Origin of the sequence: uncultured Ruminobacter sp. (assembly GCA_902764345.1) — a bacterium.
Lineage (GTDB): Bacteria > Pseudomonadota > Gammaproteobacteria > Enterobacterales > Succinivibrionaceae > Ruminobacter.
Window position 1 is genome coordinate 1 of record CACWVT010000007.1, and the last position, 19,066, is coordinate 19,066.

The following is a 19,066-nucleotide window of genomic DNA, read 5'->3' on the forward strand; positions in this document are numbered from 1 at the left end:
ACCCAATCGCTATGGAACAGGGTTTACGCTTCGCTATTCGTGAAGGTGGCCGTACCGTAGGTGCTGGTGTTGTTGCTAAGGTTATCGAATAATCTGAACGTTAAGTAAACGTGTAGGCAATTAGGGTTATTAATTTTCCAAAAACAACACTTTAAGATGTCTCAGTATTTTACGGAGATAATCTTATGACTAAAACACATCCAAGGCATCAGCAGTGGCTGAATCAGTATTATGAACAGCAGAGCCGCGGTCTAAGCACCATGCAGTGGACTTCAGAACAGGGAATATCGTATAAGACTTATTTGAAAAGAATCAGCAAATTGAGAGAACTCGGTCTTATCAGCGGTGGTTCCGGTAAATGTAAAGAGTCGTCTGCTGACGATAACACTGAAGACAGAAATATGGATGAGTGAAAATTTTTCTGTAAATAGAAAAACATCCTGGGAATTTATGGGAGTGACATAAAATTCGGGAGAGACATAAAATTCGTGTATTCCTGTTAAGTCTGTTAATATGCTTTGGCGGAGTGACAAAAGCTCCCCCTGGGAACTGACTTTCGGCAGTTCCGGCATCTGTGTTATTCATGATTTTTTTTCCTGAAATACTCCGGTGCGTCAGATGTCGCACCGGAATTTAGACTTAACGCGGACCGTAATTAACGTCCGCGGTTTTTAAGATGCGCCTGATTAGCGCTTGGTGGCAGCCTTCATTTCTGAAACGAACTGCTTCAGAGCCTCGTACATGGCGTCAGTATCATCAAGGTGCTGAGCCAGAATTTTTACCAGGGCACTGCCGCTGATGGCACCGTCGGCACCGTCTGCGATAGCCTGCTTAACGTGTTCAGGCTTGCTGATGCCGAAGCCGAGAAGTGCAGGAGGAGCACCGTTTTCCTTAAGGAACTTCACGATGTGGGAAATAGGCTTGCCTGCTTCCTTTTCAACACCGGTAACGCCGGCTCTGCTTAAGAGATAGATGTAACCGTGACAGTTTTTGGCAATCTTTGACAGGGTTTCATCATCTGCATTAGGCGGAGCGAGCATAACGAGGTCAACACCGTTCTTCTTTGCTTCTTCCTGCCATACAGGTTCCATTTCAATCATCTGGAGCGGAACGTCAGGAATGAGTACTGAGTCAACGCCGCTGTCGGCGCAGAGTTTGAAGAAGGTATCGATTCCCGGTGCAAAAACCAGATTTACGTACATTAAAAGACCGATAGGGGTATCAGGGTACTTCTGTCTGATCTTCTTGATTACTTCAAAGCAGTTAACGGTATTGGCACCGCTGTTAAGAGCCCTGCGGTCGGATTCCTGAATGGTAGGACCGTCGGCACCCGGATCAGAGAATGGAATACCTAATTCAAGGGCATCGGCACCGCCGTCGATTAAAGCACTGAGTACCTTGAATGAATCTTCAACGGTAGGATCGCCAATGGTCATAAAAGGAACGAAAGCACCTTCGTTCTTAGCCTTTAAATCGGCAAATAATTTTTCATAACGACTCATTAAAATTCTCCACGTTCCTTAAGAATGTTAGCTACTGTAAAGATATCCTTGTCACCTCTGCCTGACAGGTTAACGAGAATGGTCTGTTCCTTGTCAGGATTTGCCCTGGCTTCCTTAAGTGCCCATGCCACGGCATGAGAGGATTCAAGTGCAGGAATGATACCTTCGTGAAGTGACAGTTCCTTGAATGCGTTAAGGGCTTCTTCATCGGTCACGGAGTTGTATTCGGCACGGCCGCTGTCCTTGAGGTACGCGTGTTCAGGGCCTACTGAAGGGAAGTCGAGACCTGCTGAAATGGAGTGTGATTCGTGAATCTGACCGTATTTGTCCTGCATGTTGTATGAACGGGCACCGAAGAATATACCCTTGTCACCGTGTCCTAAAGGAGCACCGTGCTTGCCGGTTTCAATACCGTAGCCCGCAGGTTCAACGCCCACGAGACGCACGCTTTCTTCCTTTACGAAGTCGGTGAACATACCGATGGCGTTTGAACCGCCGCCAACGGCAGCCACAACAATGTCAGGAAGCTTATCGTTTTCAAAACCCTTGAACTGCTGCTTGGCTTCTTCACCGATAATCTTCTGGAAGTATTTAACGATGGTAGGGAATGGATGAGGACCTGCTGCAGTACCTAACATGTAGTGGGTGGTTTCGAAAGAACCTGACCAGTCGCGCAGTGCTTCGGTGCAGGCTTCCTTCAGGGTGGCGATACCGGTGGTAACCGGTACGACTTCGGCGCCCATGAGTCTCATTCTGAATACGTTAGGTTCCTGACGCTTAACGTCCACGGCCCCCATGTAGATGCGGCACTGTAATCCGAAGAGCGCACATACGATGGAGGTGGCAACACCGTGCTGACCTGCACCGGTTTCAGCAATGATGCGGGTTTTACCCATTCTCTTTGCAAGGAGTGCCTGACCCAGAACCTGATTGGTCTTGTGGGCACCGCCGTGCATGAGGTCTTCACGCTTCAGATAGATTTTGGTTTTTGTTCCCTTGGTGATGTTGCGGCAGAGAGTCAGCGGAGTAGGACGGCCTGCATAGTTGTAGAGGAGGTCGTTCAGTTCAGCCTTGAACACCGGGTCATCCTTGTACTGCACAAAAGCTTTTTCCAGCTGCAGAAGAGCAGGAACCAGTATTTGTGGTACATACATACCGCCGTATTCCCCGAAAAACGGATTTAAAAGAGTTTCTGTTGACATTTCTTTTTAATTTCCTTTCTGTAAACAATATTTTTATGGCTCACGCAGCATATCAGGCGTACCTGAGCCGTTATTATCAATCATAATCAGGCCTGATGGGATAAGCCGTTAACCGTCAGTATGCGGTTACGGCCTCCATGGCTTTTAGAATCTTTTCAGGATTCTTGATTCCCGGAGCATCCTCAAGCCCGCTGTTGAGATCCAGACCTACGGTTTCACTGAGATCCCTTGCCTTTGCGGCATTGTCCGGATTAAGTCCTCCGGCAACTATGATTCTGTTTCTGTGGCCGGTAATCCGGCTCCAGTCAAAGGTCTGTCCGGTACCGCCGAATCCTGAAGCGTTTCCGGTGTCGAGAACAATTCGTGAAACGGCACTGTTCTCAAGATAGTCCGTGACTGCTTCTTCCGGATATACGTTGTTTTTTACCGGCAGAGCCTTCCAGATCCGCACGCTGAGACTGTGCTGTTTCAGCAGTGCTTCAAGTCCGTTTACGTATTCCTTATCCTCACTGCCGTGAAGCTGAATAACGCTTATGCCGGTTTCTTCGGCGATTTGTACGATTTCCTCTGCGGGACTGTCTACGAACACGCCGACAAATTCCTGACCGCATCCCGCTTCACGAGATGCAATTATAAGACTTTTGGCCGCTTCAGGCTTTATATATCTCGGTGATTTTTCCGCAAAAATCAGACCGTTGTAGTAAATGCCGGCCTCATTGGAGGCTACCGCATCCTCAACTCTGGTAATGCCGCAGATTTTGTTTTCACCGTAGATGAGTCTTCTGCAGGCTCTGTCAATGTCAGGTTCAGAGGTAAGACTGCTGCCTACGAGGAAACCGTCCGCATAATGTCTTAAATTAAGCACCTCGTCATGGGTGTAGATGCCGGACTCACTGATGATAACCCTGTCATCCGGAACCAGTGCGGACAGGGTTCTGACCTGATTAAGATCCACGGTAAGGGTTCTCAGATTGCGGTTGTTGATACCGACAATTCTGGCGTTGAGTTTTACCGCTCTTGCGATTTCGTCCTCATGGGATGCTTCGGTAAGAACTCCCATCCCCAGACTGTGGGCAAGGTCCCTAAGCTCAGTGTAGGCTTCATCGGTAAGCACGGAAAGCATCAGCAGTATTGCGTCGGCTTTGTTGTGTCTTGCCAGATATACCTGGTACGGATCGAAGATGAAGTCCTTGCAGAGTACCGGAACATCCACCGTTGCGCTTACCTCGGCAATGTATTCGTATCTGCCCTGGAAGAACGGTTCATCGGCCAGTACGGAAATGGCGCTGGCGTAGTTGCGGTAAACCGAAGCTATTTCAACGGGATCAAATACAGGTCTGATGAGCCCCTTTGACGGAGAGGCTTTTTTGCATTCCAGAATGAATACGGTCCTGTCTGAGGTAAGGGCATCGTAGAAGCTTCTTTCCGACTTTTTAAGGTTTTCCTTAAAGGAGTCCAGAGGAAGCTCCTGCTGTTTACGGCTGAGCCAGTCAACCTTCGCATTGAGAATGGTTGACAGAACGTTGCCGTCAATGGATGCCGCATTGATGCGTGGATTGCTTCTGAGAGCCTCGCACAGCGGCTGTCCTTTTGTTCTTGGTTCTGACATCGTTATTCTTCCCTGGTTGAGGCGATTACTTCGTTCAGGGTCTTAACGGCCTGACCGCTCTTAAGGGCTTCAAGAGCCATGGCAACGCCTTCCTTAAGTGAAGAAGCCTTCTTCCCGATATAGAGAAGAGCCGCAGTATTGATTGCCACGGCGGCATTCTGTGCAGGAGTACCGTTACCGCTCAGAATACTCAGGGTTATTTCCTTGTTTTCTTCAGGCTCACCACCGCGGATTTCGGTTATGGAGTAGGTTTCGAGACCCAGAGCCGCAGGAGTTACGGTTGCGTATTCAATGGAGCCGTTTTCCTTTAATTCCGCATAGTAGGTTTCGTCATGAACAGCAAATTCGTCAAGACCTGAACCGTAGGCGACGAGTGCTCTCTTTACGCCGTTCATCTTGAGTACGTTGACCATTACCTCAACCAGATCCCTGCAGTATACGCCGATTACCTGATACTCGGCATGTGCCGGATTGGTTAAAGGTCCGAGAATGTTGAAGACGGTACGGGTGGCCAGTGTTTTACGGATAGGTGCGGCGTATTTCATGCCGGTATGGTATACAGGAGCAAAACAGAATGTGAAGTTGTGATCCCTCAGGGTTCTGAATGCCGTGGCCGGAGACATGGTAATGTTTATGCCAAGGGCATTAAGCAGATCGGATGCACCGGTTTTTGAGGATACGCCCCTGTTACCGTGCTTGGCAATGTGCAGCCCCATGGAGGCGGCCAGAATGGCACTCATGGTGGAGATGTTGATGGTGTGCTGACCGTCACCGCCGGTGCCCACGATTTCACCGACCTCAAAGTCTCTGTTGAGCTCAAACGGGGTGGCTGCGCTGATCATGGCGGAAGCTGCACCGGCGATTTCGCTGATGGTTTCTCCCTTTAACTTCATGGCAGTGAGGATTGAGCCGACCATTACCGGATCAAGTTTGCCGGCAAACAGGTCTGAGAACAGTGAGAAGGCTTCTTCCTTGGTAAGATCCTTGCCGTTATAGAGCTTTTCAATAGGATTCTTTTCGCATACGTTCCTGTTCACTTCCATGTATTCGAGACTCTGAATGAGAAGGTTGGCACCGTTGGCGGTCATGACTGATTCAGGGTGGAACTGGAAGCCGAGAACGTTGTTCTTGCGGTCAAACACTGACATGATCATGCCGTTGTATTCAGCTATGACTTCAAGTGACTTAGGTACTGAAGTGGCCACGAGTGAATGGTAACGGGCAACAGGCATAGGGTTCGGGAGATTCTTGAACATGTCGGTGCCGCAGTGTCTGATATGGGAGGTTTTTCCGTGGACGATTTCTCCTGCAGGTCCAACGGTACCGCCGTAATACTGACAGATGGCCTGATGACCGAGACAGATGCCGATGATCGGGAATCTGCCCTTGGCCTTGCCGATGAGTTCAAGCATGCAGCCGGCTTCGGACGGATTGCCCGGTCCCGGAGAAAGCACAAGGATTGGATTCTCTTCGCAGGCAGCCATTTTTTCAATAATGGTATCGGCACTGATTGAGTTACGGTAGATGCTTACGGCATAGCCGAGACTGCGGAACTGATCAACAAGGTTGTAGGTGAAAGAGTCAAAGTTGTCCAGTAAAAAAATCTGTTTCATTTATCAGAGCTCCTGTAAGTTGGTGCCGTGTGAAAGGGCAATTGCGTTGAGAACGGCTGCTGCCTTCTTTCTTGTTTCGTCTGCTTCAGCCATAGGCTGTGAGTCGTATACGACGCCGCAGCCGGCCTGAACGAATGCCTTTCCGTCCTTAACAAAGGCTGAACGGATAACGATGCATGTATCCATGCTGCCGTTACCGCTTAAGAAGCCGATGGCGCCGCCATAGCTTCCGCGTCTGCATTTTTCGGTGAGACGGATGAGCTCTGATGCTTTAATCTTAGGTGCTCCGGTCAGGGTTCCCATGTTCATGCAGGCCTGATATGCGTGCAGAGCGTCGAGATCCTTTCTGAGAGTGCCTATTACTCTTGATACGAGGTGCATTACGTGACTGTAACGGTCAACGTTAAGCAGGTCCTTTACGTATCTGCTGCCCGGTTCGCTGATTCTTGCAAGATCGTTTCTTGCCAGGTCAACGAGCATAAGGTGTTCTGCATTTTCCTTTTTGTCTTGACGGAGTTCAAGTTCAAGACGGCTGTCCATGTCCAGATCGATGGTTCCGTCCTTTCTGCGTGCACGGCCTCTGGTACCGGCGATAGGGTACATTTCAACCTGACGGTTGGAGCTGCTGTATTTAACTGAGCTTTCAGGGGAGGCGCCGAAGATTATGAAATCCTCATCCTGCATGTAGAACATGTAAGGAGACGGATTGGTGTGCTTAAGCTTATGGTAGGCATTGATTGGAGAAGGGCATGGAAGCATGAAGCTTCTTGACGGAACAACCTGGAAAATATCGCCCCTGAAAATATTCTTTTTGAGTTTTTCAACAATGTGACAGAAATCCTCATCACTGATGTCGGTTTCAACCTTTGAACCTTTGATGGAGATTTCGACAGGGCGTTCTGGTTCCTGATATGCGTCCAGTTTCTTTTTAATGGAGTAGACTCTTTCTTTTATGTTTTCAGCTTCGTTCTGACTGAAGATGACGCCGTGAATAACGGAATTCTGGCTGATGTGGTTTATTGAAACAACGGTGTCGAGGAGGTAGAAGCAGTAGTCAGGGCAGCTGTTTACGCCTTCCTGAACTTCCGGAAGTTCTTCAACCGAAGCAATGAGATCGTAACCGAAAATGCCTGCGAGGAGGTAGTCGTTAGGATCGCTGATTTCAGGAGAAAGTCTGAGAATCTGTCTCAGTGTGTCGATTACGGTGAGTGAACGCAGACGTGAATCCTCGTCAAGATTGGTATCAACCTTTGGATAGGTGAACACCAGACTGTCGGCTGATTCCCTTACGGTAACTTCCTTAGGAGCGGCGTTCTTCAGCATGGCTGCTGCAGCACGGCCGTTTTCGTTCAGAATCTTTACGGTTACTTCAAGTCCTCTGCAGCTGATTCTCAGTGCGGAACTGACTCCGAGAAGTGACTGTGTTCCTGCCTTTGTATGAATTTCCATTGATTCGAGAAGAATGCTGTTCTTGGATCCAGATGTTAATTCATAGAAGAGGGCGAGCGGATCCTGAATGTGTCCGCTTTCCGCTTTTATTAAGCTTATGGTCATAATAAAACTTCCTTTGTTCCAGATAAATCCTGTATAAAGAAAGGCCCGCATTATGCGGGCCTTTCAATGAATCTTGCTGTTATTTAAGCATGTCTAATTCCACCCGCGTTTTTATCGAGTGTGCCACCAAGAGAATGCGTTAAATAACTTTGAAAATACCATTTTTACCTAATTCCTAGTAAGGTTTAATTTACTGTGCTAATTCTACTTTCTTTAAACGTTGTTATCAAGAAAATTTTAAATTAATTTGATGAAGATCATTGTGTTGCGGGGGTTTTTGGACTTCATTGGATAAAAATCTAAAATTCCGCCCGAAACAGGCTGTTTTGTGAGCATTTTTTATGCTTTCTGAAAGCGTAAAACAGGCAGGTTTGTTTAATCGTTTAACTTCAGGTTCACTGTTATCTTTAATATGGATATAATTCAGTCATACGGTTAAAAAAACAGATTTCAGTTCAGAAAAGGTCCAGCAGGCTATGGCTAGAACAGACATGAACATGCTTAGCGGTTCATTATGGGACAAGATATTCATTTTTGCGATTCCCCTGGCGTTTACCGGGGTGATTCAGCAGATTTTCAATGCGACGGACGTAGCCATTATCGGCAGATATGTCGGTAAGGAAGCCATGGCTGCCGTGGGCTGCAATACACCGGTAATAGCCCTGATGGTCAATCTTTTCACGGGAATAGCTCTCGGCATCAACGTCACCGTTGCCGGTTTCATCGGCATGAATGACCGGGAAAGAATCAGCCGTACCATACATACGGGGTATACCGTTGTTTTGGTCCTCAGTATCCTCATTTCTGTCGTGTCCGTTTTTTGCTCCTCCTATGTCATGGAGCTTTTATCCGTGCCTCCGGAGGTTACGGATCAGGCCTCTCTGTATTTTAAGATTATCATGGCTGGTTTACCCCTTACCGCTCTTTATAACTGCGGTGCGGCGATATTCTCAAGTCACGGCGATACCAGAACTCCGCTTCTCTGTCTTACCGTGGCAGGGATTCTTAACGTGATTCTAAACCTGTTTTTCGTGACCTGTCTCGACATGAAGGTGGAGGGCGTGGCCATTGCCACGGTCACCGCATCCGCCATAAGCGCAGTGATGCTGCTTTTCTTTCTGAGAAGGGATGATTCCTTCAGATTCTCCGTAAGAGAGCTGAAGCCGGACAGAGCCATAATGAACAGGATTCTCAGGATTGGACTTCCTGCCTCTCTTCAGGGTATGGTTTTTTCGCTGTCCAATACCTGTATCCAGTCGGCCATAAACAGTCTGGGTGCAGACGTGATGGCGGCTTCCGCCGCAGCCTTCAACATTGAGATTCTGGTATATTTTCTGCTGAATTCGTTCGGACAGGCGGCAACCACGTTCATCGGTCAGAACTACGGCCGCGGCAACATAAGACGCTGCTTTGAGATTACCAGAATATGTCTGTGGCAGAACATGATTCTTACACTGATTCTGTCGGCGTTCCTGCTGTATTTTGCCGGAACGTTCCTCGGACTGTTTACCGATGATGCGGAGGTAATTGAGTATGGCAGACTGCGCCTTATGTTTATTCTGCTTCCGGAGGGGGTAAACGTTGTTCTGGAGGTCATATCCGGTGCCATGAGAGGGTACGGAAGGTCTCTTACGCCGGCCATGATGGCGCTTGTCGGCATATGCGGTATCCGTATAGTCTGGGTTTATGCGGTATTTGCCGCCAATCCGGGGTTTGACGTGCTGATGACGTGTTATCCGGTAAGCTGGGTCTTTACGACGGGTGCACTGATTGTTTCATACGTACGGTTCAGAAACAGGCATCTGATAAATCTTAAAAACCGGAGGAAGGCAGCAAGGATGCAGACGGTTTCTTCCGCAAAGTGAGAGAAACACAAGTCAGCATGGCATGAATTCGTAACAGAGGATGAGTGATTGGAAAATTATGAAATTCATAACAAGATATATGTCGGTAATTGTGGTTCTGGTAACCGTATTTGCCTATTTTGTCGATAACAGTTTTACTTCATGGGTAGGTAACGCGGGGTTTCTGCACGGGCAGATCAATGTAACCAATCTTCTGATTGTGGTGATGTGCGGAATGGGCATGACCATGAAATTCAGTGATTTCAGGATTTTGGTTCTGCATCCGCGCAATGTTGTTCTGGGTGAAATGGCCCAGTTCGTCATCATGCCTCTTGCGGGATTTCTGCTCAGTCTGGCATTTGCCCTGCCTCCGGAGCTTGCCGTCGGCGTTATTCTTGTCGGCTGCTGTCCCGGCGGCACGGCCTCCAACGTCATTACGTACATGGCTAGGGGAAACGTGGCGTTTTCAGTCGGAATGACTTCCGTGTCAACACTGCTGGCTCCTGTTTTAACTCCGGTTCTGACGGCATTCTATGTCGGGCTTTATACCCGCTCTCAGAGTCTTGGCGGGATTGAGGTTGATTCGGTGAAAATGTTTACGGACATCATAAAGATTGTAATCATTCCGGTGTTTGCAGGCTGCCTTTTCAATTATTTCTTCAGCAGGATTTCATCACGGGTGGTAAATTTTCTGCCGTACATATCGTGTGCGGCAATCTGTATCATAATAGGCGTTGTCATTGACGCCAACAGCAGCAGACTGTTTGAGCACGGAGTGGTCATTATTCTGGTTGTCATGCTCCATAACCTTATTGGATATCTGTTCGGATTTCTGGCAGGCGTTATGGTGCGCATGTCCGTTCCGGAAAGAAAGGCTTTGGCCATTGAGGTGGGAATGCAGAACTCCGGCATGGCCACGACGCTGGCTTCAACCTGTTTTCAGGGCCTTGCGCTTGCCACGGTTCCGGGGGCCGTGTTCAGTGCGTGGCATAATATCTCCGGTGCCGTTGCCGCATCGGTGATGGCTCGTTATTCAGAAGGGAAGCCTGCCGGAAAAGACGATAACGCATAATCGCCGCCGCATGCCACAAGCGAAAGAAACCCCGTCATCCTGAATGGGAAGACGGGGTTTTCGTAAACGTTCGGCATCACAACCTGTCTGCGGATGTTTCCGGTAAGTCCGGTGTTTTCCGCAGGTTAATGTTAGTCGGTAAAGAGACCAACCTTAAGATCGGTTGCGTGATAAATTGGGGTGCCGTCAACGGAAACAATGCCGTCACCGATACCCATGATAAGCTTGCGCATGATAACGCGCTTGAGGTTGATGGTGTAGGTTACCTTCTTTGCGGTAGGCAGTACCTGACCAGTAAACTTAACGTCGCCAACGCCTAATGCGCGTCCCTTGCCTGGGCCGCCCTTCCAGCCGAGGAAGAAGCCGACAAGCTGCCACATTGCGTCAAGCCCAAGACATCCAGGCATTACAGGATCCCCCGGGAAGTGGCACTGGAAGAACCAGAGATCAGGATTGATGTCCAGCTCAGCAACAATTACACCTTTGTCAAATTCACCGCCTGTATCACTAATTTTAATAATGCGATCAATCATCAGCATGTTTGGTGCCGGCAACTGGCTGTTACCGGGTCCGAATAACTCACCGCGGCTGCATGCGAGAAGGTCTTCCTTAGAGAAAGAATTTACGCCTCTGTCACACAGAGACAGCTTATTTGAAGTGTCTTCCAAAATATAATTCCTTATTTGTTTATCCCAATATGACGGGAGTCAGATTGCACTAGGGGGTATTCTATCCTATTTGACTGCATATTTACAGTGAAAGCATGTAATTTTAAAAAAATAATGAGATCACCGATGTCATAAGCCTGCACGGAATCTGAGCACCGACAGCGGCTGACGTTTCATTGTACTCAGACCCGATGTTTCGTGCGGAGACTGTTATCTTCCGAAGATTCTTGCCAGAAAACTGCGTTTTCTGACTTTGGTTTCATTTTCTCCAAGGCTGTCAAGGTATTCCCTGATGATGTTGTAAAGGGTATCAGGTTCCTCAGTCGCGGTTTCATTTTCAGCACTGTTTCCGCAGATGTCTTTCTGTTCACCGTCGGCCTGTCTGCGGCCTTCGATGAGTCCCGCCTTAACACCTGTAAGAAGCTCAATGGCCTCGTCAACCGTTTTGACGGGGTATATGTGGAAGGTGCCGTTTCTTACGGCTTCGACAACCTCATCCTTAAGAACCAGTGACTGTCTGTTGCTGTCAGGGATGATGACACCCTGAATGCCTGATATGCCCTGAATCTTGCACACGCGGTAGAAGCCTTCGATTTTTTCGTTAAGGCCGCCGACCGGCTGAACGTTTCCCAGCTGGTCGAGGGAGCCGGTGAGGGACAGATTCTGTCTTATCGGCTTGTGGGACAGGGCGGAAAGTATGGCGCAGAGCCCCGTAAGGGAGGCGCTGTCACCGTCAATCTCGCTGTATGACTGTTCAAATACCAGATTGGCACTTACCGGAATGGCTTCCTCCCGGCCGAAGGTGTTGGTCAGATAGCCGTTGATAATCATCATGGCCTTGGTGTGAATCTGTCCTGCAAGATCCGCCTTGTGTTCGATGTCGGAGATGTCTCCGTCACCGCCTGAGTGAATGGTGGCGGTAATTCTGGTAGGTTCGCCGTATTCAAAGTCCTCGGCGTAGGTGCTGATTACCGACAGACCGTTAATCTGACCTATGACTTCGCCTGCGGTCTGCAGCAGCATCTGCTTGTCCTTTACGAAGTCTGAAGAGCTTTCCTCGGACTGATTGCTGCGGAAGTTGCGGTGCTCAAGCGTTTCTTCGATTATTTCCTTTGAGATTTCCCTGAGTCCTTTTCTTCCGGCAAGCCCGGAGGCTTCACAGATAACGTTGGTCAGGGTGGTTTCGTCAAGCACGAAGTCCTTCTGACTTTCGGCCTCGCGACAGCTGAACTTAAGCAGACGCAGCGCAGCCTCGTCATTTACCGGCAGGAATCCGTTGTATGCGGAAAGGGACTTTATGAATGAGAGATAGTCCTTTCCGTGTTCCTTAACCGAGAAGAACGTGGAAATGTCGGTTCTCAGGTAGAATGATTTTGCGCATAAAGGATCAATGCTGTGGAGTTCCGCAATTTCAAAATAAGAACCGACAATGATTACCTTTACGTTGATTGGGGTTGGTTCAGGATTGAAGAACGGTACGACGTTTGTAGCCATTTCCGCAGGGTTTTCCCAGTCAAGAAGTCCTGAATCAAGACTGCTCTTAAGCTTGAACCACAGAATAGGATTATGAATGAGCTCTTCGGCTGGAATTATGAGAAAACCTCCGTCCGCCTTTCGCAGAAGACCGGCCTCAAGCAGATGGTGATGCGAATAGGTAGTGCCGTTTTCCGTCAGGTAGTTGACGCCGCCGAACAGCTTTTTCCAGGTAAGATCCCTGGCATAGATGACGGGGGCCTTGCCTTCGTCATGACACACCATGAGATTCATGAGTACCGGGTAGGTGAATTCACCGCCCTTGGCCATGAAAATAGAAAGATCGGAAAGATAGGTTTCAAGCTTTTTGTTGCCCGGCTGCTTCTTCATAATCTGAAGAAAATCTTCTTCCGCATTGACCTTATGGTTTATTTTGTTTAGAAGCTCGATGATCTGTTTGTTGAATTCCTCAGCGGTGCCGGAAAGAATGTGCAGCCAGGTCGGGGCCAGTTCGTTATTCAGATTTTCGGCATAGATGATGTCGTTAAGCTGTCTGTCCGGATGTTCGCATGCAAGAAGCAGATCCTTGACGCATTTCTCCTGATTGCATCCTGCTGTATTGAGCAGCATGATGGGATTCGGTCTTGAGGTGTAAACCAGCTCCTGCACGGCATTCTGGGCTCTCTTCTGGAAAGAGGCGAAGGTTATGCCGTCCGTTTTTTCCGTGTTCTGAAGTTCCTGAAAGTTGGGTAATAATTCTTCGTATTTTAATTCTTCCATGATTATCTGCTCTTTCTTATTATTCTGCTGTTCAGGAATATCCCGGAGTCCGAGGTTCTGACCGTTTCTCGTATGCCGGGAGTGTTCTCTTCCGTATATCATTACATGAAAGAGAAAATTCTTTCTCTAAAGAGGATTAACTGCTGAGACTCCTCTCTGATGATTGCATATGACTGACTTTACCATTTTACAACAGAGAGATAAAACATTAAAACCGTTTGATGAGACGGCAGGCTGTTTTCAGCGTTTTAATCGAAGAAAGAATCAACGTTGAATGATGCATACAGCACACCATTTAAGGTGTAGATATCCACTTCTCCGTTCGACGGTTCGATATCAAGCTCAGGAGAATCTTCCTTCAGAGTGCCGTATTCAATGTAAAGCTCACCGCAGTACATGATAAAATACGCATTGGGATATTTTTCATAGACTGCTCTCAGGTTTTTATATTTTTCCATTTCAGAACTGATTCCTGTCTTTTCATCATTTTGCCGGCAGATGCGGTACTTTCCGGCAGCGGAAAATTCCGTCTCGGCCGCTCTTTGTTAAACGCAACTGTCTCCGTCAGTTTTATGCGGTAAAACTCAGTTTTCGCATTTGTCTGCGGATAAGGAGCCTTACATTTCATCATACAGACTTACGTTGATAATGTCAGAGAAAATTGCCATGAATGCGCAGTCTGTATCTTAAATATGACAGGAAGGAGAGATTTCTGTCGCAATCAGTCCGTGCTGGCTGCAAAATTCCGCGCACAGAGCCGTTTTTCCCATTGCTGTTACGGCTTTTGTATGACGTGACACTCATAAAACGCATGCGGCACTTTGTAATGAGCCCGTTAGTTATTAAATTGAAGATATGGGGTGTAAATACCGGTAAAGTCATTCATGCGGATTCCGTCGTTACTCATAAGGAACCTGATTTCGGAAAAACGGGCGGGATCCGGCAGAGGAATGAGCAGGAAATCAGAGCGAAACAGATAAGGCGGGACGGCGTTATGTTTTTGGAAAGAATTGAGATAACGGGATACCGCGGTATTTCCAGACTGGCGGTAAACCTTAACAACCAGACCGTTCTCATAGGTGAGAATTCCTGGGGTAAGAGTTCGTTGCTGCGTCTTCTCTGGTGTGTGCTCGGTAACGGAGAGGTGCCTTATGAATTTGTGGAGGATGACTTCAGGAAGGAGGTGACGGATTTTCCGTCCTGCCGTACGGAAGATGATTTACGTACCAGGTATCTCCGTGAAAAGGATATTTCGGTTGTGCTGGTATTCAGGGAGGTGGCCCTCGGTTCGGCACTGAAGGACACCAGACTCCGGAGGCTGTATCCTGCCTGGGTGAGATGTCGGGATTCATATAACAGGGTTTTTTATTATCTTCACGGTCACATGAACCGTAACGGTTCCGTGTTTACGGATCATTCATTTCTTGATGCCTCCGGAGATCCCCTTAATCAGAACATCAACATGATGAAGCAGGTTGTGGCTCTGCTGGCCATGAATCCTCTTTTCAGAATAAGGGACAGAAGACGCGGCACTCACGGGCTTGATTATCCGGGAGAGGATGAGTCTGCTCCGCTTCGGAACGGCAATTATGAGGCCGAACCGGATTCGTTCGGTTTCAGAAACGGCAACGGGGAGGAAGGCTCATCGGGAGATTTGGGTAATCCGCCGGGGCTTTTCGGAAAAAAATATGCTGGCAGGAAAGACTGGGATGCCCTTGAAAGAAGGCTTCCGAAATTTCTTAAGAAAATTATTTCTCCTGACGGAGAGGTGCTGACAAACGGCAGACTTTCCGAAAATCTCGAGGCAATAAACACTCTTCTGGAACACTATTTCTCCATCGTTCCTCCTCTTTCAAGACCTGTTCGCAGCGGTAAGAACAGAAAAACAGGCCGTGACATTCAGGAAATAGTGCTCAAGCCCGTGTCAAATGATGCCTTCAGTTCCATAAGCAATCTGCTCATGCATTCGGGCAAGCGCAGCATCAAGATAATACTGGCAATGATTGTGGCCTCCTTCGTCGATGATCTGGAAGGACGAAGGATAGACAGTCAGGCAAGACCGATAGTGGTTTTTGAAGATATAGAGTCACGTCTTCATCCGACGATTCTTCTGAATGTGTGGAACATTATAGATCTCATGCCGGTGCAGAAAATCGTCACCACGAATTCCGGCGATCTGCTTTCAGCGGTTGCTCTCGGAGACATAAGGCGCATGCGCAAGCTGGTCAGCGGCGTGGACTGCCGGTTCATTGATGAAAAAAAATTCAACAGTGATGAGCTTCGCCGCATAGCCTTCCATATCCGCATTAACCGTCCGATGAGTCTTTTTGCCCGTGTATGGATATTCGTGGAGGGGGAAACGGAGATATGGCTACTAAATGAATTCGCTTCAATCCTCGGTATCGGACTGCAGGCTGAGGGTATAAGGCTGGTTGAATACGCGCAGTGCGGTGCCGGCCCGCTCATAAAGCTTGCCAATCAGCTGGGGATTTCCTGGCATCTTCTGGCTGACGGTGACGAGGCAGGAGTGAAATATGCCAAAAGTGCCGGTTCCGGAGATGCAACGGATAACGTAACCCTGTTGCCTTCCGTTGACATAGAACATTTTCTCTATGATTTCGGTTTTTCCGATGTCTACAGACAGAACTGCGGAGTCAGCAATACCAGAAATCTCAGTCGTAATAAAATCATCGACATGGCAATCAGAAGACGCAGCAAGCCCGGTATGGCACTTGCGGTGGTGGATGAGGCCCGCAGACGCGGTAAGAGGAGCGTTCCGAAACTCTTCCAGCGTATACTCCTCAAGGCGAGAAGCGATGCCAACAACAGGCACTGATAATATTCTGTCCGTTTTTTATCCCGGAAGATTTTCTCTTTGTCGGAGCCGTTCGGAATGCTCAGTTTCTCATTTATGAAAGTAACCGATTTACATGGTTAAAATGTCCGTTTTCTCATGGCATTTAATTGGTGTAATTAATTGAGTCTGATGCAAATTCAGTAATATTCTTTCAGAAAATAGGAATTTTAGTGAAATTGTATTTACATAAAAGTGTGATTTTTTAAAACTTTTTAATTTTATTTAACACAAAACCCGATACATACGTCATATTTTGTAAAACTTATGATGATTTTATATGGTTCGGCTGTTAATATGTGCATATCAGACAGTTTGACTGTTTGGCCGAAAACACGGAATAAAAAATCGATATATAATTATAATAAACAGGCGATGGGTACGTCGTACCTCATCAACATGCAAGGCAAAAAAAGACATGGTTTTTAACAGAAAAGTCATGTCTTTTTTCTTTTTCTGTTTCTGAAATTTTTTACGAGTTTTTCTTCGGACTTAATTTTTTTTCTGTTTTTCCTTCCGCGGTATTCTGCCTGAGGCGGTTTTTAACCCGGAAGGCCTCATGATATTAACCTTTCCCCTTAACACGGCGGTTACGGAGTACCGGGATTTTCTAAGATGCTTAAAGTTGGGAATCCGTTATCTTTTTTGTCCGGAAGTTGTGGTAAAATCCCTTTGTGTTTTAATTTAATCATAAATGCGGAAAGCTCGGAGTTTCCGCATCTTTTTGTAGTTTCGGACTGAGTCATGCGTAAGATCTTAAATATTGCGGCAGTAGCGGTAAACACTACGCCTCTTGATACGGACAATAACATTGAATTAATCTATCAGGCCTACAGTGAGGCCGTAAAGGGCGGGGCCGATGTGGTTCTCACTCCGGAGCTTGCGGTCACGGGATACGGAATGGAGGACATGTTCTACGTATCCGAAATCATGCACGAGGTACCTTCACTTGTTGTTTCACTGGCCTCAAGATTGCGTGAAAACACTTATCTTGCCGTAGGATTTCCTTATCTCGTGGATGGCGGCCAGCTTTATAACGCCGTGGCTCTGCTTACGAAGGACAGGGTGCTCGGTATCGTGTTTAAGCAGCATCTTGCACGCAGCGGTATTCATTACGAACCTAGGTGGTTCAATCCGTGGCAGGCCGGTTCCAGAGTTGAGCTGGATTTTGCCGGACAGAAGGTTCCTGCCGGTGACATCGTGATCGTTGTCGACGGTGTCCGTATCGGTTTTGAAATCTGTGAGGATTCCTGGGTGGCCGATCGTCCTGGTCGTTCCCTTTATCTGCGCAATACCGACATCATTCTTAATCCGAGCGCTTCCCATTTCGCAATCGGCAAGCAGCAGGAGCGTTCACATTTCATTATTGAGGGCTCAAGAACCTTCGGTACCGTGTATGTGTATGCAAATCTTCTCGGATGTGAGTCAGGCAGGGCCGTTTATGACGGAGACTGCATGATTGCCTCCGGAGGCAGGCTTGTGGCCGTGAGTGAAAGGTTAAGCTTTACTCCGTACAGAATTCTTCATGCCTCCTGCGACCTGCGCGTAAACCGCAATTTAAGGGCGCTTTCAGGCATGCTTCTCAACGTGGCTGACGCCTACTCCGACGGAGTGGTGTTCACTGACTGTGTTTTCGGGCCGGAAAACGATGCAACACCTGTTTCCGGTGCCGTATATCTTGCTCCGGAAAATGAGGAGGAGGCGGTTACCAGAACGGTGGCTCTCGGCCTCTGGGACTGGATGCGTAAGACCCATACCGGCGGTTTTGCACTGAGCTTAAGCGGCGGAGCCGACTCAGCACTGTGCGCCGCCATGGTCTACTATGCCATGGCGGAGGGACTTAATGCCAACGGTTACGAAAATTTCATGAAAACCATGGCCGGCTGCGGTCTCCGCTTTGAGGACAAACCGGAGAACATGTCACATGAGGATTATCTCAGAACCGTGATTATGCCGAAGGTGCTGGTTACCCTGTACCAGGGCTCCCAGTATTCAGGCGACGTAACCTTCAATGCCGCAAAGGGGCTTGCCTGTGAAATCGGAGCCTCCCATAACCACTGGTCAATTGCGGAACTCGTAAAGGAATACATAAGGCTTGCCGACAGTCTGACACCTGATAATCCTATGACCTGGGAAAAGGATGACCTGGCACTGCAGAATATTCAGGCGCGCGTACGTTCACCGGGTATATGGCTGCTTGCCAACCGCACAAACAAGCTTCTCATTGCCACCTCAAATCTTTCAGAAGCCTCTGTGGGATACTGTACCATGGACGGCGATACTTCCGGCGTGATTTCACCTATTGGCGGTATCAGTAAGTCAAGAGTGCTGAAAATCAACCGCTACATAATGGAACAGGGACTGTCTGTTCAGGACAACCGTCTTTATGCGGCGGACAGACTCAGACTTGCTTCTATGAGTGCCATTGTTGCTCAGGCTCCGACTGCCGAACTGCGTCCGGTGGAGCAGACTGACGAAAGCGATCTGATGCCGTATCCGCTTCTTGATGAGATTCGTTCTCTGACTCAGAACGGTAATCTTACTCCGAAGGAAGTGTTTATCGAGCTCTGCAGAAGCCGATTTGCCGAAAGCATGAGCCGACAGAGCATTCTGAATTCAGTCCGCAGGTATTACAGGCTTTATACCCGTAACCAGTGGAAGAGGGAAAGAATAGCTGCCTCATTCCACATTGAGAGGGACAGTGCCGATCCTAAGACATTCAGACGCTTCCCGATACTTTCATCAGCCCTTTCCAGGGAAATGGCCGCACTTAACGCCTATGCGTCAGGTCTCGGTCTTGAGTAAAATAGTTGTCGGAGACGGAATATTCCGTTTCCCGACCTGAAGCTGCCGGACACTTAGGTAAATCGGTATTTGTTTTATGGATAACTAATC

Annotated in this window: 14 protein-coding genes and 1 pseudogene; 6 read left to right on the forward strand and 9 right to left on the reverse strand. The window is 48.1% G+C overall.

The genetic code is table 11. From position 1 onward, the window contains the following. Window positions 1-92, forward strand: a 92-nt coding sequence (locus QZU58_RS02455; RefSeq protein WP_018748561.1) for a hypothetical protein, incomplete at its 5' end; no start/stop codon positions are given. A 93-nt stretch (window positions 93-185) separates the two neighbouring features. Further along, window positions 186-413 (forward strand): hypothetical protein, encoded by a 228-nt coding sequence (locus QZU58_RS02460; RefSeq protein WP_294494498.1) that lies wholly within the window; start codon window positions 186-188, stop codon window positions 411-413. A 273-nt stretch (window positions 414-686) separates the two neighbouring features. On the opposite strand, the gene trpA is transcribed toward QZU58_RS02460, so the two are convergent. The 6 genes and pseudogenes from trpA to QZU58_RS02490 all read right to left on the reverse strand — a co-directional run bounded on the left by trpA (window position 687) and on the right by QZU58_RS02490 (window position 7,480). Beyond that, window positions 687-1,502, reverse strand: a complete 816-nt coding sequence (trpA, locus tag QZU58_RS02465) for a tryptophan synthase subunit alpha (protein WP_294494501.1) — start codon at window positions 1,500-1,502, stop codon at window positions 687-689. Further along, window positions 1,502-2,704 (reverse strand): tryptophan synthase subunit beta, encoded by a 1,203-nt coding sequence (trpB, locus tag QZU58_RS02470; protein WP_294462185.1) that lies wholly within the window; start codon window positions 2,702-2,704, stop codon window positions 1,502-1,504. The genes trpA and trpB overlap by 1 nt, the downstream gene beginning before the upstream one ends. Window positions 2,705-2,819: 115 nt before the next feature. Further along, window positions 2,820-4,313 carry a bifunctional indole-3-glycerol-phosphate synthase TrpC/phosphoribosylanthranilate isomerase TrpF gene (gene trpCF, locus QZU58_RS02475; RefSeq protein WP_294494504.1) on the reverse strand — a complete coding sequence of 498 codons (1,494 nt, stop codon included), beginning with the start codon at window positions 4,311-4,313 and terminating at the stop codon, window positions 2,820-2,822. A gap of 2 nt (window positions 4,314-4,315) precedes the next feature. Continuing rightward, window positions 4,316-5,356, reverse strand: coding sequence for an anthranilate phosphoribosyltransferase (trpD, locus tag QZU58_RS02480; RefSeq protein ID WP_294494556.1), 1,041 nt, complete (start codon window positions 5,354-5,356; stop codon window positions 4,316-4,318). Next, a pseudogene (locus tag QZU58_RS02485) lies at window positions 5,354-5,926 on the reverse strand (aminodeoxychorismate/anthranilate synthase component II); the annotation flags it as partial. The gene trpD and the pseudogene QZU58_RS02485, both read right to left, overlap by 3 nt. Window positions 5,927-5,929: 3 nt before the next feature. Further along, on the reverse strand, window positions 5,930-7,480 hold the full coding sequence (locus tag QZU58_RS02490) for an anthranilate synthase component 1 (RefSeq protein ID WP_294494507.1): 1,551 nt from the start codon (window positions 7,478-7,480) through the stop codon (window positions 5,930-5,932). Window positions 7,481-7,956: 476 nt separating this feature from the next. Between QZU58_RS02490 and QZU58_RS02495 the strand changes: the two genes are divergently transcribed. Together QZU58_RS02495 and QZU58_RS02500 are read left to right on the forward strand one after the other, a co-directional pair. After that, window positions 7,957-9,345 carry an MATE family efflux transporter gene (locus QZU58_RS02495; protein ID WP_294494510.1) on the forward strand — a complete coding sequence of 463 codons (1,389 nt, stop codon included), beginning with the start codon at window positions 7,957-7,959 and terminating at the stop codon, window positions 9,343-9,345. Window positions 9,346-9,403: 58 nt separating this feature from the next. Then, the gene (locus QZU58_RS02500; protein WP_294494513.1) at window positions 9,404-10,396 is read left to right on the forward strand and encodes a bile acid:sodium symporter family protein; all 993 of its coding nucleotides are present in this window, start codon (window positions 9,404-9,406) and stop codon (window positions 10,394-10,396) included. A gap of 131 nt (window positions 10,397-10,527) precedes the next feature. Here QZU58_RS02500 and fabA read toward each other — a convergent pair whose 3' ends face one another. The 3 genes from fabA to QZU58_RS02515 all read right to left on the reverse strand — a co-directional run bounded on the left by fabA (window position 10,528) and on the right by QZU58_RS02515 (window position 13,775). Continuing rightward, a complete protein-coding gene (gene fabA, locus QZU58_RS02505) occupies window positions 10,528-11,037 on the reverse strand; it encodes a 3-hydroxyacyl-[acyl-carrier-protein] dehydratase FabA (RefSeq protein ID WP_363174811.1) in 510 nt (169 codons plus the stop codon). Between the two features lie 237 nt (window positions 11,038-11,274). Next, window positions 11,275-13,317: an AAA family ATPase gene (locus tag QZU58_RS02510; RefSeq protein WP_294494516.1), complete on the reverse strand. Its 2,043-nt coding sequence runs from the start codon at window positions 13,315-13,317 to the stop codon at window positions 11,275-11,277. A gap of 248 nt (window positions 13,318-13,565) precedes the next feature. Further along, window positions 13,566-13,775, reverse strand: a complete 210-nt coding sequence (locus tag QZU58_RS02515; protein WP_294494519.1) for a hypothetical protein — start codon at window positions 13,773-13,775, stop codon at window positions 13,566-13,568. Window positions 13,776-14,143: 368 nt separating this feature from the next. Here QZU58_RS02515 and QZU58_RS02520 point away from each other — a divergent pair, with 368 nt between their 5' ends. Next, window positions 14,144-16,153: a DUF2813 domain-containing protein gene (locus QZU58_RS02520; protein ID WP_294494522.1), complete on the forward strand. Its 2,010-nt coding sequence runs from the start codon at window positions 14,144-14,146 to the stop codon at window positions 16,151-16,153. Between the two features lie 762 nt (window positions 16,154-16,915). Continuing rightward, a complete protein-coding gene (gene nadE, locus QZU58_RS02525; protein WP_294494525.1) occupies window positions 16,916-18,976 on the forward strand; it encodes an NAD(+) synthase in 2,061 nt (686 codons plus the stop codon). Window positions 18,977-19,066 lie beyond the last annotated feature (90 nt).